Consider the following 23,690-nt stretch of genomic DNA (forward strand, 5'->3'; position numbering starts at 1 on the left):
CATTACCTGGCGAGATCGTGCGGGTTTCGCGCGCGAAGGCGAATTCCGCTTGCCGCACACTGTTTTGATCAGGTTCCGGTACCTACAATCCGTCCACATCTTGAGCTCAGCCCAAGCGTCAAGGAGGACGAATGGCGGGGCTTTCTTCCCCTCATCGGTTTGATCAACCCACAACCTTCGCAGCCGCAGTACTGACCGACGGAAATCGCCTGCTCGTGGTGGTCATCGCGGTCGTGGCGCTGGCCGCGCTCGTGGTTGCGGGCGTGCTGGTGCGCCAGGTGCTCGCGGCCGGCGAGGGCACCGACAGCATGAAGAAGATCGCGGCCGCGGTCCAGGAAGGCGCCAACGCCTATCTGTCCCGACAGTTGCGCACACTCGGCGTATTCGCCGTCGTGGTGTTCTTCCTGCTCTTCTTGCTGCCCGCGGACGACTGGAATCAGCGCGCCGGACGGTCGATCTTCTTCCTGATCGGTGCCGGGTTCTCGGCCGTCACCGGATATATCGGCATGTGGCTGGCCGTGCGGAGCAATGTGCGCGTCGCCGCGGCGGCCCGGGAAGCGACTCCGGCGGAAGGCGAACCGGAAAAGGATCTCACCGCCGTCTCGCACAAGGCAATGAAGATCGCATTTCGCACGGGCGGCGTGGTCGGCATGTTCACGGTGGGGCTCGGTCTGCTCGGCGCCTCCTGCGTGGTGCTGGTGTACGCGGCCGACGCGCCGAAGGTGCTGGAGGGATTCGGACTCGGCGCGGCCCTCATCGCCATGTTCATGAGGGTGGGCGGCGGCATCTTCACCAAGGCCGCCGACGTCGGCGCCGACCTGGTCGGCAAGGTCGAGCAGGGCATTCCGGAGGACGACCCGCGCAATGCCGCGACCATCGCCGACAACGTGGGCGACAACGTCGGCGACTGCGCGGGCATGGCGGCAGACCTGTTCGAGTCGTACGCCGTCACCCTGGTCGCCGCGCTGATCCTCGGCAAGGCGGCCTTCGGCGACGCCGGGCTCGCCTTCCCGTTGCTCGTTCCCGCCATCGGCGTGCTCACGGCCATGGTCGGCATCTTCGCGGTCGCCCCGCGGCGCACCGACCGCAGTGGCATGACCGCGATCAACCGGGGCTTCTTCATCTCCGCGGCGATCTCGCTCGCGCTGGTCGCGGTGGCCGTCTTCCTCTACCTCCCCGGCAAGTACGCCGACCTCGACGGCGTCACCGACGCGGCGATCCAGGGAAAGAACGGCGACCCGCGCGTTCTCGCGCTCATCGCGGTGGCGATCGGCATCCTGCTGGCCGCGGTCATCCAGCAGTTGACGGGCTACTTCACCGAGACCAGTCGCCGACCCGTGCGCGACATCGGCAAGTCGTCGCTGACGGGCCCCGCCACCGTCGTCCTGGCCGGCATCTCCGTCGGTCTCGAATCGGCCGTCTACACCGCCCTGTTGATCGGCCTGGGTGTGTACGGGGCGTTCCTGCTCGGCGGTACGTCGATCATGCTGGCGCTGTTCGCGGTGGCGCTGGCCGGCACCGGTCTGCTCACCACGGTCGGCGTGATCGTCGCCATGGACACCTTCGGGCCGGTCTCGGACAACGCGCAGGGCATCGCCGAGATGTCCGGTGACGTCCAGGGCGCGGGCGCGCAGGTGCTCACCAACCTCGACGCCGTCGGCAACACGACCAAGGCCATCACCAAGGGCATCGCCATCGCCACCGCCGTCCTGGCGGCGTCGGCGCTCTTCGGGTCGTACCGGGACGCCATCACGACGGGTGCGCGGGACGTCGGGGAGCAGCTCTCCGGGCCGGGCGCGCCGATGAGCCTGATGATGGACATCTCGCAGCCCAACAACCTCGTCGGTCTCATCGCGGGCGCGGCGGTCGTCTTCCTCTTCTCGGGGCTGGCGATCAACGCGGTGTCGCGGTCGGCGGGTGCCGTGGTGTTCGAGGTGCGTCGGCAGTTCCGCGAGCACCCCGGGATCATGGACTACAGCGAGGAGCCGGAGTACGGCAAGGTCGTCGACATCTGTACCCGGGACGCCCTGCGCGAGCTGGCCACTCCCGGACTGCTCGCCGTCCTGGCGCCCATCTTCATCGGCTTCACCCTCGGGGTCGGCGCACTCGGCGCCTTCCTGGCGGGCGCGATCGGCACCGGGACGCTGATGGCCGTCTTCCTCGCCAACTCCGGCGGCGCGTGGGACAACGCGAAGAAGCTCGTCGAGGACGGCCACCACGGCGGCAAGGGCAGCGAGGCCCACGCGGCCACGGTGATCGGGGACACGGTCGGCGACCCGTTCAAGGACACCGCCGGTCCCGCGATCAACCCGCTGCTGAAGGTCATGAACCTCGTGGCGCTGCTCATCGCGCCCGCCGTGATCAAGTTCAGCTACGGCGAGGACAAGAGCATCGGCGTGCGGATCCTGGTCGCGGTCCTGGCGCTCGCGGTGGTCGTGGTCGCGGTGTACGTCTCCAAGCGGCGCGGGATCGCCGTGGGTGACGAAGACAACGCCGGTTCCTCGTCCAAGTCCGCCGATCCGGCGGTGATTTCGTAGTACGGCCCACCGGTGCCCAGCTCAAGGGGCGGGCGGGTGACGCGCGTTGTCGCGTCGCCCGCCCGTTGTGTTGAGTATGTGGGGGAGCCGTGAGCCTTCTCTCTCCTGGTGCAAATGGCTGTAATAACCTGCATAGCGGACATTCGTTCTGGGGTTCTCGCCCGGTTGCCGTGTATGTTCCGGGGCCGAGAGCCATGGAAGGGACGAACCCGGTGAACAAGAAGCTCGCGGCCGTGGTGTCCGGCGGTGCGGTACTGGTACTGGCGCTGTCCGGATGCAGCAGCGACGACGACGGCAACAAGGAACTCGACGCCTGGGCCAAACAGGTCTGCGACGCGCTGCCTGCCCAGGACGCGAAGGTCGACGCGGCCAACGCCGCGATCAAGCAGGCCGCCACCGACAACAACGCCCCGGCGAACGTCCAGAAGACCGACTCGCAGGCCTTCCAGGACATGTCCGACGCCTACGGGGCGCTCGCCCAGGCCGTCCAGAAGGCCGGGACACCGCCCGGCGTCGAGGACGGCGAGAAGAAGCAGAAGGACGCCGTCTCCGCGCTCACCACCCTCTCGACCTCCTACGCGGGCCTGAAAAAGCAGGTCGACGCGCTGGACACGAAGGACCAGGCGAAGTTCGCCGACGGCCTGCAGGACATCGCCACCGATCTCGGCGAGCTCAGCAAGAGCGGCAACACCGCGCTGAAGAACCTCGAGCAGGGTGACGTCAAGAACGCCATGGCCAACCAGGCCAGCTGCAAGAAGGTGGCGTCCTCCGCCTCGGCCCGCGCGACGACCAGCTGAGGCCGCGCGGCCGGGAACGATCCGGGGGAACGCGCCCCCGGCGGTGACGGGACACAATGGGGGGCGTGAGTAACGCCACCCTCTCCCCCCTGCCCTCCGCCGACCGCCCCGACGTGGCCGCCCGGCTGCGCGAGGCGCTGCTCGCGGCCTCCTTCACCGCGGACGGTCTCCTCGAACTGCTCGGCGCGCCCGCCTACGCGGCCCTCGCGCGCAGCGAGACCGTGCCCGCGCTGCGCGCGACCCGCGGGGACACGCCGCTGGAGACGCTCGTCCGCCTCTTCCTGCTCCAGCAGCCGGTGCCGCACGCGCGCGTGGCGGAGTTCCTGCCCGTACACGCGTGCGTGGAGAGCGGCTGGCTGGTCCGTACGGGTGAGGACGAGGTCGCCGCGACCGTGGACGTACGGCCGTACGGCGGGCCCGGCGGCGAGGACTGGTTCATCATCTCCGACCTGGGATGCGCGGTCGGTGGCGCGGGCGGCAGCGGAAGCGAAGGCCGTCAGGCGGACACGGCCGTCGTCCTCGGCGTCGGCGGCGCGTCGACGACCCTCGCCGGCATCACCGTGCGCACGCCCGTCTCCGCCGCTCTCGACCTCGGGACCGGCTGCGGCATCCAGGCGCTGCACGCCGCCCAGCACGCCACGCGGGTGACGGCGACCGACCTCAACCCGCGCGCGCTGCACATCACCGCGCTCACGCTCGCGCTGTCCGGGGCTCCGGCGGCGGACCTGCGCGAGGGCTCGCTGTTCGAGCCGCTCCGGGACGACGAGAAGTACGACCTGATCGTGTCGAATCCTCCGTTCGTGATCTCGCCGGGCGCCCGGCTGACCTATCGGGACGGCGGCATGGGCGGGGACGATCTGTGCCGCTCGCTCGTTCAAGGGGCGGGGGAACGGCTGAGCGAGGGCGGCTTCGCACAGTTCCTCGCCAACTGGCAGCACGTGGAAGGGGAGAACTGGCAGGACCGGCTCAGGTCGTGGGTGCCGCGCGGGTGCGACGCCTGGATCGTGCAGCGCGAGGTGCAGGACGTCACGCAGTACGCGGAGCTCTGGCTGAGGGACGCCGGTGATCACCGGGGCGACCAGGCCGCGTACCAGGCGCACTACGACACCTGGCTGGACGAATTCGAGGCACGCAAGGTGAAGGCCGTCGGCTTCGGCTGGATCACGTTGCGCAGGACGTCGGCCGCCGAGCCGGTGATCACGGTGGAGGAGTGGCCGCACCCGGTGGAACAACCGTTGGGTGACGCCGTCCTGGCGCATTTCGGACGGCTGGACTACCTGCGTGCCCACGACGACGCGGCCCTGCTCGCCGGGCGCTTCCGGCTGGTCACGGAGGTCGTCCAGGAACAGGTCGGGCTGCCTGGCGCCGAGGACCCGGAGCACGTCGTGCTGCGTCAGCACCGCGGCATGCGCCGGGCCACCAAGGTGGACACGGTCGGCGCGGGCTTCGCCGGCGTGTGCGACGGCTCGCTGAGCGCCGGCCGCATTCTCGACGCCATCGCCCAACTGGTCGACGAGGATCCGGTGTTGCTGCGCGACCGTACTCCGGCACAGATCCGCCTGCTGGTCGAGCAGGGTTTCCTCGAACCGGCGGAGTGACCCGGTCGCATCCGGCTGGATCCGACCCGGTCGGGGCCGGCCCCGGTCCGGCCGTTCCCGGTCCGTAGGAGCGGGCTACCGGACGTCATCCGGAGGACGGCCCGCAACCGCGCCCGCAACCGCACCCGGAACCGCACCCGGGACGTCATCGGGAACATCGCAGCAGAAGTCACGTCGACGGGAGCATCGCAGGATAAGCCGTCCCGGATGCCACGGGACGACGTCATCCCGGACCGCATCCCGGGCCCAGTCCCGGACGGCGTCCCGGACCCCGTCCCGGATGTCATCCGGGACGTCACCCGGAGTCTTTGGAGCGCGGCCGGCTTCAGCCGGCTCCGCGCCGTTCGGTCCCGCTCTCCCTGTTTTCTTCGCTCCCGGCTCCGATCCGCCAAGATCGTATGCAGTGTGAGCCGATCGACAACGCCGACTGCGATGAAGTCGGCCGGAAAGGCCCGCACCCGGACCGGTGTGCCCCGCGGGTCTTGGGGCCACCCGCATTCGCGGTCCGAGGGCCCGCCGGTCCTTCCCCGACCGCGGCCGGCCGGCGGTTCGCCGAACCCCTCGCCCCCACCCGTAGCCCCGGCGTTCACCTCGGGTTCGCCGGGGCGCCGCGCGCGCGTGACAGCCTCCCGTGGCCGGGGCAGGCGGGGGCCGAGCAAAAGGGGCGGGGACGATCATGGAAAGCGGACCGACGATCTTCACAGGGACGGTGTTCGCCCTGTTCGGGGGCGCGCTGCTGGCGTGGACCGCGATCCGGGTACGGCATCGTGAACCCGTGGCCCACGATGTGAGCCCCGTCGCATCGGCGACCCTGGCGACCCTGGCCTCCGTCGCCGCGCTGGCCGTCGGGATGTGGTGCTTCACCCGGCTCTGAAGCCGCCTGCGGGACCACCTGCGGGACCATCCACGAGGCCGACTGCGAGGCCGCCTTCGCCGATCTGGCCGGACCCGCGTCCGCACCGCGTGAACGTGGAGGCGCCAGTAAAGGGGAAGACGGGTTCCGGTCGTACGGAAAAGAGCCGGTCGGTACTCCGGGCGGCAGGAATGGCGGTAGTCGGGTTACCGTTCGAGTGGCCGTTGCGGGCTTTTCCCGTTTGACACGGGGGCGGGATGTACCGTCACACTCCGCAGCGTCACCATGACCCGACCCCGGGAGCAAGGCCTGGGCGAGGCCCCCAGCGTCGACCGGAGAGAAGAGCGAAGTTGTCCCCGACCAGCGAGACCGCGAAGGGCGGCCGCCGACTCGTGATCGTCGAGTCGCCTGCCAAGGCGAAGACGATCAAGGGTTACCTCGGCCCCGGCTACATCGTCGAGGCCAGCGTCGGGCACATCCGTGACCTTCCCAACGGCGCCGCGGAGGTGCCGGACCAGTACACGGGAGAGGTGCGCCGCCTCGGTGTGGACGTCGAACACGACTTCCAGCCGATCTATGTGGTCAACGCCGACAAGCGGGCGCAGGTCAAGAAGCTCAAGGACCTCCTCAAGGAATCCGACGAGCTCTTCCTCGCCACCGATGAGGACCGTGAGGGCGAGGCGATCGCCTGGCACCTCCAGGAGGTCCTCAAGCCGAAGATCCCGGTCAAGCGGATGGTCTTCCACGAGATCACCAAGGACGCGATCCGGGCGGCCGTCGCCAACCCGCGTGAGCTCAACCAGAAGCTCGTCGACGCGCAGGAGACCCGCCGCATCCTCGACCGTCTCTACGGCTACGAGGTCTCGCCGGTCCTCTGGAAGAAGGTCATGCCGCGCCTGTCGGCCGGCCGTGTCCAGTCCGTCGCCACCCGTCTCGTCGTGGAGCGGGAACGCGAGCGCGTCGCGTTTCGTTCTGCCGAGTACTGGGACCTGACGGGCACCTTCTCGACCGGCCGCGCCGGGGATCCGTCGGACCCGTCGTCGCTGGTCGCCCGCCTCCAGGCCGTCGACGGCAAGCGGGTCGCGCAGGGCCGCGACTTCGACTCCCTGGGACAACTGAAGAACGCGAACATCCTCCACCTCGACGAGGCGAACGCCCGCGCCCTGGCCGTCGCCCTGGAGAACACCCGGTTCGCCGTACGGTCCGTCGAGTCGAAGCCCTATCGCCGCTCGCCGTACGCCCCGTTCCGTACGACGACGCTTCAGCAGGAGGCCAGCCGCAAGCTCGGTTTCGGCGCCAAGGCCACCATGCAGGTCGCGCAGAAGCTGTACGAGAACGGCTACATCACCTACATGCGTACGGACTCCACGACGCTGAGCGAGACGGCGATCTCCGCCGCCCGCGCCCAGGTCACGCAGCTGTACGGCGCCGACTACCTGCCGCCCCAGCCGCGCACGTACACCGGCAAGGTCAAGAACGCGCAGGAGGCGCACGAGGCGATTCGCCCTTCGGGTGATCGTTTCCGCACGCCTGCCGAAACAGGCCTGACCGGCGACCAGTTCAAGCTCTACGAGCTGATCTGGAAGCGGACGGTCGCCTCCCAGATGAAGGACGCGACCGGCAACAGCGTCACGGTCAAGATCGGTGGCTCCGCGGCCGACGGCCGGGACGTCGAGTTCAGCGCCTCCGGCAAGACGATCACCTTCCACGGCTTCCTGAAGGCGTACGTCGAGGGCGCCGACGACCCGAACGCCGAGCTGGACGACCGCGAGCGCCGGCTGCCCCAGGTCGGCGAGGGCGACCCGCTGACCGCCGAGGAGATCACGGTCGACGGGCACGCCACCAAGCCCCCGGCCCGCTACACCGAGGCCAGTCTCGTCAAGGAGCTCGAAGAGCGCGAGATCGGCCGGCCGTCGACGTACGCCTCGATCATCGGCACCATCCTCGACCGCGGCTACGTCTTCAAGAAGGGCACGGCGCTCGTGCCGTCCTTCCTGTCCTTCGCCGTGGTCAACCTCCTGGAGAAGCACTTCGGCCGCCTGGTCGACTACGACTTCACCGCCAGGATGGAGGACGACCTCGACCGCATCGCCCGCGGTGAGGCGCAGGCGGTGCCGTGGCTGAAGCGGTTCTACTTCGGCGAAGGCACGGCGAAAGGCGTCGCCGCGGAGGCCGGCAACGGCGACGGCGACCACCTCGGCGGCCTCAAGGAGCTCGTGACCGACCTGGGCGCGATCGACGCGCGCGAGGTGTCGTCGTTCCCGGTGGGCAACGACATCGTGCTGCGGGTCGGGCGCTACGGCCCCTACATCGAGCGCGGCGAGAAGGACTCCGAGGGCCACCAGCGGGCCGACGTGCCCGAGGACCTGGCCCCGGACGAGCTGAGCATCGAGCTCGCGGAGGAGCTGCTCGCCAAGCCGAGCGGCGACTTCGAGCTGGGCGCCGACCCCGAGTCCGGCCACCAGATCATCGCCCGGGACGGCCGCTACGGCCCGTACGTCACCGAGGTGCTCCCCGAGGGCACCCCGAAGACCGGTAAGAACGCCGTGAAGCCGCGTACGGCCTCGCTGTTCAAGTCGATGTCGCTGGACACGGTGACGCTGGCGGACGCCCTCAAGCTGATGTCGCTGCCGCGTGTCGTGGGCAAGGACGCCGAGGGCGTGGAGATCACCGCGCAGAACGGCCGCTACGGCCCGTACCTGAAGAAGGGCACGGACTCGCGGTCGCTCCAGACCGAGGACCAGCTCTTCACGATCACCCTCGAAGAGGCGCTGGAGATCTACTCCCAGCCCAAGCAGCGTGGCCGGGCCGCCGCCAAGCCGCCGCTGAAGGAGCTGGGCACGGACCCGATCAGCGAAAAGCCGGTCGTCGTCAAGGACGGTCGCTTCGGCCCGTACGTCACCGACGGGGAGACCAACGCGACCCTGCGCTCCGGTGACAGCGTCGAGGAGATCACCCCGGAGCGCGGCTACGAGCTGCTCGCCGAGAAGCGCGCCAAGACGCCGGCCAAGAAGACGGCCAAGAAGGCGCCCGCGAAGAAGGCGACGGCGAAGAAGGCGGCCCCGGCGAAGAAGACGGCCGCGAAGAAGACCGCCGCGAAGACGACGACGGCCAAGAAGACGACGGCGAAGAAGACGGTCGCCAAGAAGGCGACGGCTTCCCCGGCCTCGTCGGAGGACTGAACCACGAGCGACGCCGGATCCCCGAGCGACGCCTGAACGACGAGCGAGCCGGTCGCGGTTCCTCCACGGCGGTTTGTTAAACGCACGCCCCGGCATCACTTTGATGTCGGGGCGGTCGCACGCGTGGACGGGGGCGACAGGCTGTCAGTCGCGGCCGATAGGCTGAAAGCATGACGCGAGCCGAGCAGCCAACGGCCCACCACCCGGCAGCGGACGACGCCTTGGTGGCGGACTCCCGCGAACGCGCTGTGCGCGCCCTGTTGCGCGAGCCGCAGCTCAAGCGGCTCTGGAGCGCGCAGCTGGTGAGCGGTGTGGGGGACGCCCTCGCACTCCTGGTGTTCGTCCTCCTCGTCCTCCAGGCGGCGATCGTGGAGGGCTCCTTCGGGGGCGGCTACCGCGGTGTGGCCTTCGCGGTGGCGACCGTCTTCGCGGTGCGCATCCTGGCCACCCTCCTCTTCGGCGCCGTCCTCCTGGGCCCGCTGACCTCACTGACCTCACCGGACGGCCCGCTCGACCGCCGCTGGACCATGGTCGGCGCCGACGGTGTGCGCGCCGCCCTGCTGATCGTCGCGCCGCTGTGGATCGACTGGATGCCGGACGACGCGTTGGCCCTGCTGCTCGTCACGGTGTTCGTGACCGGAGTGGCCGAGAGGTTCTGGACGGTCGCCCGCGAAAGCGCGTCCCCGGCCCTGCTGCCCGCCCCGCCGCTGGAGGGCGCGACCGTACGGCCGTTGCCGGACCACATGGACGCCCTGCGCCGCCTGTCGCTGCGCACGGGCTTCGTCACGATCCCGCTGGGCGCGGCCACCTTGGTCGTCGCGGCATTGTTCAACAATCTCCTGGGTGCCGGGATCGACTGGTTCGGGCAGCACCAGGCGGCCCTCGCCTCGTACGTCGCCGGGGGACTCTTCGCCGGATCCCTGTCCATCGTGACCTTCCTCGAGCTGCCCGCGGTGCGCACTCCGCGCGCGCGGTCGCCGCTCGAGGGGCTGCGCCGGCCCAGGACCGCCACCGGCGTCGACGCGGGCCGCACCGGCGCGATCCCGCTGCTCGTCCTCGCCTGTGCCGCCGTGGCCGGGGCGGTCGCCGCCGCCGTCGCCGTGGCCGTGCTGCACGCCAAGGACCTGGGCGGCGGTCCGGTCATGTACGGGCTGTTCGTGCTCGCCCTGACCGGCGGAGTCGTTGCCGGCGTCCGTACGGCGCCGAAGGTGCTGGCCTCGCTGTCGCGGCGCCGGCTGCTCGCGCTCGCCATCGCCTTCACCGGCGTGGCACTGCTGGCCGCCGGGCTTGTCCCGGACGTCACCAGCGTGCTGCTGATCCTGGCCCTGGCCGGCGTCGGCGCGGGCGTGGCCGCCAACACCGGGCATGCCCTGCTCGACCAGGAGACCGAGGAGCACCGCCGGTCGCGGTCGACGGAGCACCTGCACGCCGTCGTACGGGTCGTGGTGGCGCTCGGCGTGGTGATCGCGCCGCTGGTGGCGGCGCTCATCGGGCCGCACCGGCTGGAGAACGGCAAGTTCGTGTTCGCGCACGGCGGGGCGGCGTTCACGCTGATGCTCGTCGGCGCGCTGCTGCTGCCGGTGGCCGCGCTGGTGCTGGCCAAGGTCGACGACCGTTCCGGCGTACCCCTGCGGCAGGACCTGCGGGACGCGCTGCTCGGTGGCGACGACCCGGTGCAGACGTCGGTCGGGACGGGCTTCTTCATCGCCCTGGAGGGCGGTGACGGCGCAGGCAAGTCCACACAGGCCGACGCGCTCGCCGAGTGGATCAGGGCCAAGGGCCACGAGGTCGTCCTCACGCGTGAGCCGGGGGCCACGCCCGTGGGCAAGCGGCTGCGTTCGATCCTGCTGGACGTCTCCAGCGCCGGGCTCTCGCACCGCGCGGAGGCGCTGCTGTACGCGGCGGACCGCGCGGAGCACGTCGACACCGTCGTCCGGCCCGCCCTGGAGCGCGGCGCGGTGGTCATCACCGACCGGTACATCGATTCGTCCGTGGCCTATCAGGGCGCGGGCCGCGACCTGTCCCCGACCGAGATCGCGCGGATCTCCCGGTGGGCGACGAACGGCCTGGTCCCGCACCTGACCGTCCTGCTGGACGTGTCGCCGGAAGCCGCCCGCGAGCGCTTCACGGAGGCGCCGGACCGGCTGGAGTCGGAGCCGGCCGAGTTCCACGCGCGTGTGCGCGCCGGTTTCCTCACGCTGGCCGCAGCCGACCCGGGACGCTATCTGGTGGTCGACGCGGCCCAGGAGCCCGAGGCGGTCACCGCTGTCGTCCGGCACCGGCTCGACCAGCTGCTGCCCCTGTCCGAGGCCGAGATCAAGGCCCAGGAGGAGGCGCGCAGGAAGGCCGAGGAGGAGGCCCGCCGCAAGGCCGAGGAAGAGGCCGCCCGCAAGGCCGAGGAGGAGCGCCTGGAGCGCGAGCGCCAGGAGCAGCTCGCCAAGCTGCGTGCCGAGGAGGAGGAGCGCAAGCGGCGCGAGCTCGAGGAGGCGCAGCGGCGCGAGGCCGAACGGCAGGCCGAGGAGGCGCGGCTGCGCGCCGAGGAGGCACGCAGGCGTGCCGAGGAGGAGCGGGTCCGGCTCCTCGCGGAGGAGAAGGCCCGCGCCGAGGAGGAGGCCCGCCGCAGGGCGGATGAGGAGCGGCGCCGCCAGCAGGCCGAGGAAGAGGCGCGGCTGCGCGCCGAGGCCGAGGCGCGGCGCCTGGAGAAGCAGCGGAAGGCCGAGGAGGCGCTGCTGCGGGCGGAGCAGGCCCGGCGCGCGGCGGAGCAGGCCGCCGCTGCGGCACAGGTCGGACCGAAGCCGGCGCGCCCCACGGCGGCTGCGGCTCCGGCCGTCCCGCCGGAGGCCGTCACGGTGCCGACGCCGGTGGTGACTCCGACGAACGCGTCGGGCGGACCGGTGGACGAGACGGCGGTGCTGCCGCCGATCCGGATGGACGAGGAGCCCGCGCAGCCCTCCCGGCCGTCCGGGAAGGCGTCCGGATCCGGGAAGCCTTCCGGCACTGCGGGCGGGGCCGACGCCGAGGTGACGGCGGAGCTGCCGCAGCCCTCGATCCCGCCGGGGGCGGCTGACGAGACGGCGGTACTGCCTCCCGTGCGCACCGGAGGCTCCGAGGACGAGACAGCGGTACTGCCTCCGGTCCGCGAGGAGAACCCTGCCGCCGAGACGGCCGTGCTGCCTCCCGTAAGGGACCAGAAGCCCTCGGACCGGGTGCCGCCGGGATACTTCCGCGACGAGCGCGACGAGCGCGACGAGCGTGACGACAGAGGCGGACGCGACCGGGCGCGGCCGGACGGGACCGACGACCGCACGCGCGAGCTGCCGCAGGTCGACGAGGAGGGCGCGCCCCGGCAGCGACCCCGGCCGGACTGGGCCGAGGAGACCCCGCTGGACGATCTGCCGACGCTGGCGGACGAACTGCTGGGCCCGCGCCGGGACGAGGACGGGAACGACGAGGGCCGCGGGCGGGGCCGACGCCGCTGAGCGTTCCGGCGCCGCCTGGCGTCCTGTCGTCGGGCGTCGGGCGTCGGGCGTCGGGCATCGGGCATCGGGCGTCGGACGTCGGACGCCGGACGCCCATCTTCGATCGCCGACTGGCGACTGCCGACTGCCGACTGTGACTGCCGGTCGTCGCTGGCCGGTCGTCGGCGGCAGACTCCGGTCGACGGTCGGTCGTCGGTGGGACGCCGAGCTCACCCGGGGCTCGACTCGATTGTCAGTGGCGCCCCGCACAATGGAAGCCGCATCGCGAAACGTGACGAAAGGGCGGCGTGACGCATGACCGTGTGGGACGACCTCGTCGGGCAGGAGAAAGTGAGCGATCAGCTCGCCGCCGCCGCTCGGGACGCCGACGCGCTCGTCACCGCGGCCGGCTCCGCCGCCCCACCGCCCGAGACGTCGAGGATGACGCACGCCTGGCTGATCACCGGCCCGCCCGGCGCCGGTCGGGGCCAGGTGGCGCGGGCCTTCGCCGCCGCCCTCCAGTGCGTGAGCCCGGACCGGGCGCTCGGCGGCGTCCCGGGCTGCGGGTTCTGCGACGGTTGTCATACGGCGCTCATCGGTACCCACGCCGACGTCCACACCGTCGCCGCGGTCGGTTCGCAGATCCTTGCCGAGGACATGCGCGACACGGTCCGTAAGTCCTATACCTCGCCCGCTACGGGCCGCTGGCAGATCATCCTCGTCGAGGACGCCGAGCGGCTGAACGAGAAGTCCGCCAACGCCGTCCTGAAGGCCGTCGAGGAGCCCGCCCCTCGGACGGTCTGGCTGCTCTGCGCGCCCTCCCTGGAGGATGTGCTGCCCACCATCCGCTCCCGTTGCCGGCATCTGAACCTGCGTACGCCGTCCGTCGAAGCCGTCGCCGACATGCTCGTCCGGCGAGAGGGCATCGAGCCGGCCGTCGCCGCGGCCGCCGCGCGGGCCACCCAGGGGCACGTCGACCGGGCCCGCAGACTGGCCACCGACCCCGCCGCCCGCGAACGCCGCGCGTCCGTGTTGAAACTGCCCCTGCGTGTCGACGACGTCGGCGGCTGCCTGCGGGCGGCCCAGGAGCTGGTCGACGCGGCCACCGAGGACGCCAAGCAGCTCGCGGAGGAGATGGACGGCAAGGAGACCGAGGAGCTGAAGGCGGCGATGGGCGCGGTTCAGGGCGGCCGGATGCCGCGCGGTACGGCGGGGGTGATGAAGGACCTCGAGGACAAGCAGAAGCGCCGCAGAACGCGGACGCAGCGCGACAGCCTCGACCTCGCGCTCACCGACCTGACCGCCTTCTACCGCGATGTCCTCGCCCTCCAGTTCGGCTCCCGCGTCGCGATCGCCAACGTGGAGGCCGAGGACGCCCTGGAGCGGCTCGCCCGTGGCAGCAGTCCGGAGTCCACGCTCCGGCGCATCGAGGCCATCGCCGCGTGCAGACAGGCCCTCGACCGCAATGTGGCTCCGTTGCTGGCGGTGGAGGCGATGACGATGGCGCTGAGAGCGGGCTGACGCCGAAGGCGGCCAGCAGACGCGTAAGGCGGCGAGTAGACGCGTAAGGCGGCGAGCGAACCGGCGCCGTCCCCGTCGAGCCGACGCGGGCCGACGCTCGACGAGCGGCTCGGGGACGGGAAGTCCCGTCGGCGTCGGTCAGGTCGATCTCGGGTTGACGGCATCACTCGTCCGTGTCCGTTCGCGTACGTAAGGCGTTCGCACCGTTGCACAGAGTTACGCTCGCTGGATGTACATCAGGCGCTCTCCCCGCAGGTTCCGTACCGGCGTCACTCTCCTCTCGCTCGCCGCGCTGCTCGTCTCCGGCTGTTCCGCCGCCGAGTCGACGAGCTCCGCCGGTTCCACGGCGGTGGCGGCGCTCGTCGCGCTGCCACGGGCCACGCCGTCGGCGCTCGCGCCGTACTACGGGCAGAAGCTGAGCTGGCGCGGCTGCGGTGTGCCGGGCTTCGAGTGCGCCACCCTGAAGGCGCCACTCGACTACGCCGAGCCGGGCGGCGGCGACGTCCGGCTCGCGGTCGCCCGCAAGAAGGCGACGGGCCCGGGCAAGCGGCTCGGGTCGCTGCTGGTGAACCCGGGCGGACCGGGCGGCTCGGCGGTCGGCTACCTCCAGCAGTACGCCGGCATCGGCTACCCCGCCGGGGTCCGCGCCCGCTACGACATGGTCGCCGTCGACCCGCGGGGCGTGGCCCGCAGCGAGCCCGTGGAGTGCCTCGACGGGCGCAAGATGGACACCTACACGCAGACGGACACCACCCCCGACGACCAGCGGGAGTCCGGCGAACTCGTCGACGCATACAAGGAGTTCGCGGAGAGCTGCGGCGCGCACTCGGCACGGTTGCTGCGGCACGTCTCCACCGTGGAGGCGGCCCGTGACATGGACATCCTGCGCGCGGTCCTGGGCGACGGGAAGCTGACGTACGTGGGGGCGTCGTACGGGACGTTCCTCGGGGCGACATATGCGGGGCTCTTCCCGAACCGGGTGGGCCGGCTCGTCCTGGACGGCGCGATGGACCCGTCGCTGCCCGCCCGCCGACTGAACCTGGACCAGACGGCGGGCTTCGAGACGGCGTTCCAGTCGTTCGCGAAGGACTGCGTCACGCGGTCCGACTGCCCGCTCGGCGGGAAGGGCACGGCTCCCGCCAAGGTCGGCGAGAACCTCAAAGCCTTCTTCCGCACACTCGACGCGCACCCGATCCCCACCGGCGACCCGGACGGCCGCAAACTCGGCGAGGCCCTCGCCACCACCGGCGTGATCGCGGCGATGTACGACGAGAGCACCTGGGAGCAGCTGCGCGAGGCGCTGTCCTCAGCGATCAAGGACAAGGACGGCGCGGGCCTGCTCGCCCTCTCCGACAGCTACTACGAGCGGGACCCCGACGGCCGCTACGCCAACCTGATGGCCGCCAACGCCGCCGTGAACTGCCTCGACCTCCCCGCCGCCTTCTCCACCCCGGAGCAGGTCGAGAAGGCTGTCCCGTCCTTCGAGAAGGCGTCCCCGGTCTTCGGCGAGGGCCTCGCCTGGGCCTCCTTGAACTGTGCCTACTGGCCGGTGCGCCCCACGGGCGAGCCGCACCGTATCGAGGCGAAGGGCGCCGCCCCGATCGTCGTCGTCGGCACCACCCGCGACCCGGCGACCCCGTACCGCTGGGCCCGGTCCCTGGCCCACCAGCTCGCCTCGGGCCGCCTCCTCACCTACGAGGGCGACGGCCACACCGCCTACGGCCGCGGCAGCGCCTGCATCGACTCCGCGATCGACACCTACCTGCTCCACGGAACCCCTCCGACGGACGGCAAACGCTGCAAGTAGCCACCGTCGCCGGCCCCGGGAGTACCGCTCCCGGGGGCTGTTCGGAGCACCCCTCGAAACTGTGTAGACTTACCGACGTTGCTGATCGCACCATGGTGCGGACAGCGTGCCGCCTTAGCTCAGATGGCCAGAGCAACGCACTCGTAATGCGTAGGTCTCGGGTTCGAATCCCGAAGGCGGCTCTGTAAAAGCCTCAGGACTCACTCGCCGTGACCTGGGGCTTTTGCTTTTTTCGGGGGCTGGGTCGGACGCGAGAGCGGTGAGCGGGGGAGCCCCCGGCACGGCGGGGACGGCCCAGGCGGGCAGGGGGTGCGTCAGCTCGCCGCGTATGGCGCCACGAGCGCGAAGTCCGTCGCCGCGAGGGCCGTAGACGCGCTGCCGTAGCGCCGCGGGCTCCACTCCACGAAGGTCAGTTCGCCGTACGTCCGCCGGTCGGTGAAGTACTCACCGCTGAGCCCTTCGCCGGGTACGGCGCCGATCCACAGCTCCGCCACCCCGCGGTGCCGCTGGCTGCGCTGTCGGGCCCCGGGCCGGGGCTGATTGGTGAACTGCCAGCGCAGACACCATCGGCCGTCGTCCCCGCGCAGCAGCGAGGCATGGGTCGAGGTGGACACCGAGTCCGCGGTGAAAAGGGACACGCTGACGCGCGAGGCGCTCTGCACCACGTGCAGGACGGCGGGGATCGGGGGCACCGGGTCGCCGTCCTCACGGATGACGGAGGTGACCACCTCGCCCCGCCAGGTGCCGTGCAGCAGCGGGATCCCGGTGAACCGGCGTACGAGCTTCCACTGCCACAGGGACCTCTCGTACGCCAGGGCCACGATGGCCACCGTGGTTCCGGCCGCGGAGAAGAGGCGCAGCGGTGCCGGGGACAGTGCCTCACCGGTGAGCAGGGCGAGGGCGAGCCACACCAGGCAGACGATCCCGACGGTGATCTGCTGCCGTATGTCCTTCATGGCCGTCGCCGTCCTGCGCCCCGTACCTGATCCGCCGGGATCGGGAACGCCGTGCGGAACACGAAACCGCGCGGATCGTCGGTGTCCCTGGCCAGCACCACGCGGACGCCGGTCACCTCGGTGCCGTCCGCGTGGTCGCGGGCGCGGGCCCAGCGACCGGTTGCCCTGCCCAGATCGGCGTCGCAGACGAAGGGGCGCAGGTCGTCGCCGACCAGCCACGTGACCATGTCGTCGGCGGAGTCGTACAGGGCGTCGTTGACGGCATCGGCGGCCTGACCGGGGGTGTCGAAGGAGGACGCGCCCGACTCCGAGGCGTACGAATCGAACTCCCGTAGCTCGTCGAGGGAGCACCCCACGTGCTTGTCGATCGCGTGCCCGACGTCGCGCAGTTCCTCGCGGTACAGGTCGCTGAGCACGTCGACTCCGGACGGAGGCAGCCGGTCGGACAGTTCGCGGTACTCCGCGTCCCGGTCCCGGAACTCGGCGACCCGCCCCCGCTCCCGGTGGTGGTCGGGATGCACATCCTGGTGGTCGTCGAGAGCCTGACGCAGCATCTCCTCGTGTTCCCGCTCGTCCTCGGGTGTGTCGTGGAGGATCACCGTGCGCCTCCCGCCCGTGCCGCCTGCTTGCGTACCACCGCCGTCAGATCGGACTGCCGCCCCTGAGGGGTCAGGCCGGGGAGCGGCCTGTCGAGGTCCACGTGGACCATCGCGCAGTACGTGTCGGCCACCTCGCCGGCACAGGCGCGGGCCATGGACTGGGCGAGGTCACCGAGGGCGGGCGTGCGGTGTGGCTCACCGTGGGGCGTCCGGTGTGCCTCGGCGCGTGCCTCCCGGCGCCGGGCGAAGGCGAGGGCCCGCCCTTGTTCCCTGCGCGGCGGTGCGCAGCCGTCCCGGCAGATGTCGCGGGAGCACAGTTCGTACGGCAGCAGCCGGGACAGAGCGCGGGTCGGCTCCGCCATATGCCGTACGACGGAGTCGTCATCGACGACGCGTGCGGTGTCCACAGCCGGGTCGGACCGGATCCCGGCGAGCAGGGGATCGCTGGTGCGGGGGGTGGTGACGAGCGCCTGGCCGCGCCGGAGGGTGGCCGCGGTCTGCGCGGAACGGGGACCGGCGCCCATGTCGTCGAGCATGGCTTGACGGCTCTGCGCGCTGCGCAGCGCGTGCATGATCTTGACGCCGGTCAAGGCGGTTGCCGCCTCGTCCAGGCGTTCGGGCACCTGGTCGACGAGGACGAAGCCCTGCCCGAACGAGCTGAGTTCGGCGAGGGCGTTGGCGAGGGCGGAGACCGCCTCCGCCGACCTGCGGTCGGGGCCGCCGGTCGGCCGGGCGAAGACGCGGTGGGCCTCCTCCAGCACGAGGAGATGGCGCAGCCGGCGGTTCTGGCTGCCGCGCAGCCGGGCGAAGGCGGACAACTGGGAGATCAGGAAGCCGAGGGTCATGTCGATCGCGGCCGGGTCTGCCATGGAGGCCAGTTCCAGTACGGCGGGCCGGTCGAGGAGGCCGGCCCAGTCGGTCTGCTCGACGGTGTCGAACATGTAGCCGTGCTCACCGCTGAGCAGCGCCCGCACGCGGGTGACGAGGGCGGGGAAGACGTTGAGGGCCTGGCCTCGGTACGCACTGTCGTCCTGGAGCGTGTCGAGAACGGGAAGCAGTGCGCGCAAGGTCGGCACGGGGCCGGGCAGCTCGCGCCCGCCGTCCCAGCCGGCCCGGACGTAGGTCTCCTCCAGAGCCTGTTCGAGGATGAGCGGCAGCGCGCTGTCCATGTCGGGCACTACGGCGCGGAAGACGGCCATCAGCGACGAGATGTGCGCGTGGACGGAGACGCCCGGGGGAGGCTGGAGAGGGTTGAACCGCCACGGTGCACGTTCCGAGTCACCGAGAGTGTGGATGCGCAGCGCCTCCATGCCGGGTACGGCGAGCATGCCGCGGTGCTCCGTCTTGACCGGCTCGATGACCAGCCAGGGCACCTTGTGGTCCCGCCACAGCTGGACGAGAAGGCTTTGAAGGGTGGTCGACTTGCCGGTGTTGGGCGCGCCGACGATCAGGGCGTGGCTGACGAGGTCGTCGAGCGGGAGGTGGAGGGCGGCCGCGGGGCCGCCGCTGATCCGGTCGCCCAGGGCGAGCACGGGGGTGTCCGGATCGGGCGCGGGCGCCGGGGTGACCTGCTCCAGTGCGGGCGAAGACACCTCCAGACCGGGGCAGCCGTCGGGGCCGGGAACCGGGAGGACGAGCATCGAGGCGGCTTCCTCGGGCCCGAACAGATAGGGCACGCGGCGTATGGACTCGGGGGCCAGGGGCAGTTGCCAGACAGGGTGGCCGCCCCAGGGCGCGACCGAGCCGCCGGCCAGGCACTGTGCGGCCAGCCGAAGTTCCTCGACGTTGCCGGGCCGCACGACGCTCACGCCGCCGGTCATCCCGCGTTCGGTCACCTCGTACGACGACCCGACGGCCGCCGCGAGCGTGGCGGCAACCGTGTCGGTGGTCGCCCGGTCGCCGACGACCGTGGCCCGCGCCAGGATCTTGGCCGAGCTGTCACCGAAGCGGCGCCAGGCCTCCAGGGCGCGGCGGGCGTTGTCGTCGGGCGGCAGTTCCAGTGGCCCCAGGTACTCATGGACGGTCCGGGCGGTGGCTTCGTACTCCAGGCCGGAGCAGAGGTGACCGTAGGCCTCGCTCTCCAGGGGAGACAGCGCGGTCGGCAGGAAGACCAGGCTGACCAGCACGAGGGACGGGGTGTGCAGCAGGGTACGCAGGAACGGATCCCAGGCGGAGCCGTCGCCGTGCAGCCGCCCGGGCAGGTAGTAGTACTCGGCGGCGGAGTAGTCGGCCAGGGCGGGGGCGACGATCTCCTCGTGCCTCCGGACCTCGGCACAGGTCACCGGGCCTGTGGGGATGACGAGGTCCGTCGGGTCGGCCGGTTCCACGACGAAGCCGGCGGGCAGCAGCCGCGCCGCCGCGCCCAGCAACTGCTGGGCGGCCACGTCGGCCTCGGACGGCGTGCTGCCCGCGGCGCGGGCGATGAGGTGGCAGTCGATGCCCTGGGGGCGACCGGAGGCGGGCGCGGTGTACCGGACCTCCAGAGCCGCGCGGTTCGCCCAGCCCCGCAGGGCCTGCACGATTCGGGTGGAGACGGCGCGCATCGCCGCGCCGCTCTCTGCGGGACCGGCCGTCTCGGGCGCTCGGGGGCCCGAGACGATCCGGGCCGCCGCAGTGGCCCAGCAGTCCGGCTTGGCGAAGAAATCCGTGTCTGCCCAGATCACGGCTGTGTCATGACGGACGTCCGGGGGCCACTGCACGTTGTCACCTCCTGGAGAAAGCGGGTGTCGGCGGCTCAGATCTCGTCGAACGGGTTGCGGGTGCGGTGCTCGGGCTGCGGCGCGGGGGCGTTCCGCGGGCTGTCGTCGCCCCTCATGAGGTTGGCCACGTTCTGCCGGGCGACCTGGCGGTTTCCCTGCCGCTGCTGCGCCACGAGCAGAAGGATCGGCAGACCGATGGGCCAGAAAGTGCCCGGCACCATCGTCTTGAAGCGGGCGCCGATGCCGTTCAGACCGGACCCGTTGATGTCGGCCCAGTGCAGGTTGAAGAGACTCATCGCGTAGCGGGTGGTCCCGATGATGCCCGCGACATAGACGAAGAAGATGACCCAGCCCATGGCTGTCCTTCCGTGACGGCTCGGAGCGTCGTGGATCCGGATGGTGGGGCGACGCGGCTCAGACGCCGAAGAATCCGCTCTGGTACTTGCGGATCTCCTCGCGGGCGAAGCCGGTGCTGTCCGCGACGCTGTAGAGCGCCGGGGCGACGGCGAGTCCGTGGACGGACTCGATGACAGCGGTGAGGTCGAGGTAGTCGAAGAGCTTGAGGTTGCCGGTGGTTCCGGTGAGGAGCCAGCCTGCGGTGAGGTTGGTGCCGACCGGGAAGCCGTAGTGCATCATCCGCAGGCCTCGGGCCTTGCGGTCCAACGGCTGGACGACGAGGAACCTCCGAGCCCCTTGCCCGCGCATCGCGGCGAAGAGGCCGTCGGAGTTGTTCTCCAGGTTCATCTCGACGGGCAGGCCCTGATCCTGGGTCGCCTTGGCGACCTCGCGCAGGTAGCTGTCGGAGTGCCCGGCCGCGCCGGGGATCAGCTGGTTGAAGGAGTCGATGACGTCGAACTGGTTGAGGATTCCCACGGTGTCCCCCCGAGATCGTCCGATTGACTGACGGGGGAAGTGAACACGCGGCATGGCGCACTTACGGCGCACGGAGCGCCCTTACGGCGCACAGGGTGCGCTCAACTCCGTTGCGCCACTCACCAGTTCCAGCGGAAGCCGACCACCGACCGCTCGACGAAAGGCACATAGCGATGTGCACTGCCCGCTTCGCACACTTCGGCGGGCTCCAACTGCACCGGGTCGCCGAGGTGGTGGTCCGACCAGGTCGCCCACCAGAGCCGACTGGGCAACCGACGCGGCTCGAAGTGCACCGCGATGTCGAAGTTCTCGATCCGGCCGCGGGCGGGGCGCCGTACCTCCTGAGGGGGTTGCGGCGCGGGACGGTAGGCGGTCCGGTATTCGAACGAGGTGCGCTGACCTTGCTTGAGCGGCTGGGGGAATGCGATCTCGTGGGAAACCAGGCCGTCGTAATGATGTTCCGGTCCGAGAGTTCCGCCGTGCAACACCTCGATGGCCGCCACGGAGGATTCGTGATTGAACAGGTAGCTGTCCACTCCGTCCTCGAGAGCCATGATCACATGCTTGGTGCGGCGTTCGGTCAACTGTCCCTCACTGTCGAGGAAATAGCGTTCGAATACCGTCACCGTGCGATGCCATTGGCGTCTGATCATTTCCCGGGGTTCCTGGACCGCGTCGGAGATTCCGTCGGGCCGGTTTCCGGAATCGCTTTCGTGCGTGGCCCGCAGACACACGGCGTCGCGCTCGTCCACGCGAAAGGCGTCGATAAGCCAGGTCAGCGTCTCTGCTGTGATCATCGTACCGTCGAGCGCTCGGCGGACGCGGTCCTTCAGGTTGCGGGCGAGGGACTGCTCGGACTCGGGGAACTCGCCGGAATCCCACAGGTGTTCGGCCAGGACTTGAGCCACGGCGGCGATGCTCACCCGGCCGCCCGAACGGTCCCGCTGGACACGTGCGCGCCACCGGCCCCGATATCGCGGCTGGGTGGCCAGCAGTTCGGTGAGCAGCGCCGAAGTGGCCTCGAAGGTCTTTTCCTTGATCAACGCTGCTCCGCCCGCGTAAACCGAATCACGGCGCATTCATTGAACCACAACGAAAAGATCGCCAAACTCGTTGAGCGTATGCGCAGTTGAGTACGGAATCTGGACGAGCCTTTCCGCCTTGATCAGGCTTCCGAGCTCGGTATCAGGGGAAGCCCCTCGACACCACGATGACGCTCGGTCGTGGCGGCCGGGCTGCCGCCTCCGCGAGACAGGCAGCCAGGCATGCAGGGCGGGCAGGCCCCCTGGCAGCCAGGCAGAGGCAGCGGGGCAGGCATGCAGCGGGTGTCCGGTTGGCTCAGCTCAGTACGCGTGCCGGCTTTCCCGCCAGATACGCCCGGACTCCTTCCGCCGCCTGCCCGTAGTACCGCTCGTAGTTCGCCCGGGAGACGTACCCGAGGTGCGGCGTCGCCAGCAGGCGGGGAGCCGTGCGCATCGGGTGGTCGGCGGGGAGGGGTTCGATGTCGAAGACGTCCACGCCCGCGCCGGCGATACGGCCCTCCCGCAGCGTCGCCAGCAACGCCGCCTGGTCGACGATCCCCGCCCGCGAGGTGTTGACCAGGTACGCCGTCGGCTTGAGGAGAGCCAGTTCGGCGGGGCCGAGCAGCCCCCGGGTGCGGTCGCTCAGGGCGAGGTGAATCGACACGAAGTCGCTCCCGGAGAGAAGCTCCTCCTTCGAGGAGGCCAGCCGCACGCCGGACTGCGCCGCCCGATCCGCCGTCAGGTTCTGGCTCCACGCGCTCACCTCCATGCCGAAGGCGAGGCCCACCCGGGCGACCGACGTGCCGATCTTCCCCAGGCCCAGCAGCCCGAGCCGCCGTCCGTGCAGGTCCGCGCCGACCGTGGACTGCCACGGCCCGCCCTCCCGCAGAGCGGTGCTCTCCTGCACCAGCCCGCGCGCGAGGCCCAGCAGCAACGCCCACGTCAGCTCCACCGGCGGAGTCGAGGAGCTCTCCGTACCGCACACCGTCACGCCGTTCGCCTTGGCCGCCGCGTAATCGATCACCGAGTTGCGCATGCCGGAGGCGATCAGCAGGCGCAGCCGGGGGAGACGGTCCAGCAGCGACGCCGGGAAGGAGACGCGCTCCCGCAAAGTGACCACACAGTCGAAGTCGGCCAGCGCCGCGGCGAGTTCGTCCTCGTCATCGAAATGCTCGGTGAAGGAGACGGCCTCCACCTCCTCGTCCGACGCCGGCGCCGACCAGTCGGCGAGAGTCGTCGCGACGTTCTGGAAGTCGTCGAGTACGGCACAGCGGAAGGGCACGGCTTTCCTCCGGGTGGGGTGATTCCGACCGGGAACAGGTCCGGTCCGAGGCTACGGCGAGCCCGTGAGCGACTCGGCCGCGACCGGCGGCTACTCCGGCACCCCCCTCGCCAGGAAGCTCGGCGTCAAGCCCGGCCACCGGGTGCGACTGCGACACGCCCCGGCCGGTTGGGACGTCCCCGGACTCCCCGACGGCGTCCAGGTCGCCCCGGGCGGCCCCCGCGACGCCGACGTCACCGTGGCCTTCTACCGCGACCACGCCCACCTCGCCGCCGAGACCCCGGCCCTCGTCCTTGACCTCGCCGACGACGCCATGCTCTGGATCGCCTGGCCCCGCAAGGCGGCCGGACATGTCAGCGACCTCACCGAGAACGCCCTCCGCGACCTCTTCCTCCCCCTCGGCGTCGTGGACGTCAAGGTCGCCGCGCTGGGGGAGGACTGGTCGGGGCTCAAGTTCGTCCGACGCAGGCAGGACCGACGCGGCCGGACCGGCACATAGGGGAGGC

General features: G+C 71.0%; 16 protein-coding genes and 1 tRNA gene. 10 read left to right on the forward strand and 7 right to left on the reverse strand.

The genetic code is table 11. The annotated features are described in order from the left end of the window. Positions 1-131 precede the first annotated feature (131 nt). The 9 genes from QF030_RS23540 (at position 132) to QF030_RS23580 (ending at position 15,935) form a co-directional block, all read left to right on the forward strand. Positions 132-2,537, forward strand: coding sequence for a sodium-translocating pyrophosphatase (locus QF030_RS23540; RefSeq protein WP_307164623.1), 2,406 nt, complete (start codon positions 132-134; stop codon positions 2,535-2,537). 194 nt (positions 2,538-2,731) lie between these two features. Continuing rightward, entirely contained in the window at positions 2,732-3,334 is a 603-nt protein-coding gene (locus tag QF030_RS23545) for a small secreted protein (protein WP_307164624.1), read from the forward strand. 56 nt (positions 3,335-3,390) lie between these two features. Then, entirely contained in the window at positions 3,391-4,932 is a 1,542-nt protein-coding gene (locus QF030_RS23550) for a class I SAM-dependent methyltransferase (RefSeq protein ID WP_307164625.1), read from the forward strand. 676 nt (positions 4,933-5,608) lie between these two features. Then, the gene (locus tag QF030_RS23555) at positions 5,609-5,806 is read left to right on the forward strand and encodes a hypothetical protein (RefSeq protein ID WP_307164626.1); all 198 of its coding nucleotides are present in this window, start codon (positions 5,609-5,611) and stop codon (positions 5,804-5,806) included. 329 nt (positions 5,807-6,135) lie between these two features. Then, a complete protein-coding gene (gene topA / locus QF030_RS23560; RefSeq protein WP_307164627.1) occupies positions 6,136-8,967 on the forward strand; it encodes a type I DNA topoisomerase in 2,832 nt (943 codons plus the stop codon). A gap of 170 nt (positions 8,968-9,137) precedes the next feature. After that, positions 9,138-12,446: a dTMP kinase gene (tmk, locus tag QF030_RS23565; protein WP_307164628.1), complete on the forward strand. Its 3,309-nt coding sequence runs from the start codon at positions 9,138-9,140 to the stop codon at positions 12,444-12,446. Between the two features lie 294 nt (positions 12,447-12,740). Beyond that, entirely contained in the window at positions 12,741-13,946 is a 1,206-nt protein-coding gene (locus QF030_RS23570; RefSeq protein ID WP_307164629.1) for a DNA polymerase III subunit delta', read from the forward strand. A gap of 229 nt (positions 13,947-14,175) precedes the next feature. Beyond that, on the forward strand, positions 14,176-15,753 hold the full coding sequence (locus tag QF030_RS23575; RefSeq protein ID WP_307164630.1) for an alpha/beta hydrolase: 1,578 nt from the start codon (positions 14,176-14,178) through the stop codon (positions 15,751-15,753). A 108-nt stretch (positions 15,754-15,861) separates the two neighbouring features. Then, a tRNA-Thr gene (locus tag QF030_RS23580) sits at positions 15,862-15,935 on the forward strand. 132 nt (positions 15,936-16,067) lie between these two features. Here QF030_RS23580 and QF030_RS23585 read toward each other — a convergent pair. The 7 genes from QF030_RS23585 to QF030_RS23615 form a co-directional block, all read right to left on the reverse strand. Then, positions 16,068-16,709: a Cap15 family cyclic dinucleotide receptor domain-containing protein gene (locus tag QF030_RS23585; RefSeq protein ID WP_307164631.1), complete on the reverse strand. Its 642-nt coding sequence runs from the start codon at positions 16,707-16,709 to the stop codon at positions 16,068-16,070. Beyond that, the gene (locus tag QF030_RS23590) at positions 16,706-17,308 is read right to left on the reverse strand and encodes an RNase A-like domain-containing protein (protein WP_307164632.1); all 603 of its coding nucleotides are present in this window, start codon (positions 17,306-17,308) and stop codon (positions 16,706-16,708) included. Before QF030_RS23590 ends, QF030_RS23585 begins: the two co-directional genes overlap by 4 nt. After that, positions 17,305-19,971 carry an ATP-binding protein gene (locus QF030_RS23595; RefSeq protein WP_307164633.1) on the reverse strand — a complete coding sequence of 889 codons (2,667 nt, stop codon included), beginning with the start codon at positions 19,969-19,971 and terminating at the stop codon, positions 17,305-17,307. The genes QF030_RS23590 and QF030_RS23595 overlap by 4 nt, the downstream gene beginning before the upstream one ends. 71 nt (positions 19,972-20,042) lie before the next feature. Beyond that, positions 20,043-20,363: a hypothetical protein gene (locus QF030_RS23600; RefSeq protein ID WP_307164634.1), complete on the reverse strand. Its 321-nt coding sequence runs from the start codon at positions 20,361-20,363 to the stop codon at positions 20,043-20,045. A gap of 58 nt (positions 20,364-20,421) precedes the next feature. Beyond that, a complete protein-coding gene (locus QF030_RS23605) occupies positions 20,422-20,880 on the reverse strand; it encodes a hypothetical protein (RefSeq protein WP_307164635.1) in 459 nt (152 codons plus the stop codon). A 119-nt stretch (positions 20,881-20,999) separates the two neighbouring features. Further along, the gene (locus QF030_RS23610) at positions 21,000-21,923 is read right to left on the reverse strand and encodes a hypothetical protein (RefSeq protein WP_307164636.1); all 924 of its coding nucleotides are present in this window, start codon (positions 21,921-21,923) and stop codon (positions 21,000-21,002) included. A 295-nt stretch (positions 21,924-22,218) separates the two neighbouring features. After that, a complete protein-coding gene (locus QF030_RS23615) occupies positions 22,219-23,184 on the reverse strand; it encodes a D-2-hydroxyacid dehydrogenase family protein (protein WP_307164637.1) in 966 nt (321 codons plus the stop codon). Positions 23,185-23,248: 64 nt separating this feature from the next. On the opposite strand from QF030_RS23615, the gene QF030_RS23620 reads away from it, so the two are divergent. Beyond that, a complete protein-coding gene (locus tag QF030_RS23620; RefSeq protein ID WP_307164638.1) occupies positions 23,249-23,683 on the forward strand; it encodes a DUF3052 domain-containing protein in 435 nt (144 codons plus the stop codon). The last annotated feature ends 7 nt before the right edge of the window (positions 23,684-23,690 follow it).

Origin of the sequence: Streptomyces rishiriensis (assembly GCF_030815485.1) — a bacterium.
Taxonomy (GTDB): domain Bacteria; phylum Actinomycetota; class Actinomycetes; order Streptomycetales; family Streptomycetaceae; genus Streptomyces; species Streptomyces rishiriensis_A.

Excerpts from the sequence above, each read along its gene's own strand:
- QF030_RS23540 (WP_307164623.1), top strand. The coding sequence starts at position 132 with ATGGCGGGGCTTTCTTCCCCTCATCGGTTTGATCAACCCACAACCTTC.
- QF030_RS23545 (WP_307164624.1), top strand. The coding sequence starts at position 2,732 with ATGGAAGGGACGAACCCGGTGAACAAGAAGCTCGCGGCCGTGGTGTCC.
- QF030_RS23550 (WP_307164625.1), top strand. The coding sequence starts at position 3,391 with ATGGGGGGCGTGAGTAACGCCACCCTCTCCCCCCTGCCCTCCGCCGAC.
- QF030_RS23555 (WP_307164626.1), top strand. The coding sequence starts at position 5,609 with ATGGAAAGCGGACCGACGATCTTCACAGGGACGGTGTTCGCCCTGTTC.
- tmk (WP_307164628.1), top strand. The coding sequence starts at position 9,138 with ATGACGCGAGCCGAGCAGCCAACGGCCCACCACCCGGCAGCGGACGAC.
- QF030_RS23570 (WP_307164629.1), top strand. The coding sequence starts at position 12,741 with ATGACCGTGTGGGACGACCTCGTCGGGCAGGAGAAAGTGAGCGATCAG.
- QF030_RS23575 (WP_307164630.1), top strand. The coding sequence starts at position 14,176 with ATGTACATCAGGCGCTCTCCCCGCAGGTTCCGTACCGGCGTCACTCTC.
- QF030_RS23585 (WP_307164631.1), bottom strand. The coding sequence starts at position 16,709 with ATGAAGGACATACGGCAGCAGATCACCGTCGGGATCGTCTGCCTGGTG.
- QF030_RS23600 (WP_307164634.1), bottom strand. The coding sequence starts at position 20,363 with ATGGGCTGGGTCATCTTCTTCGTCTATGTCGCGGGCATCATCGGGACC.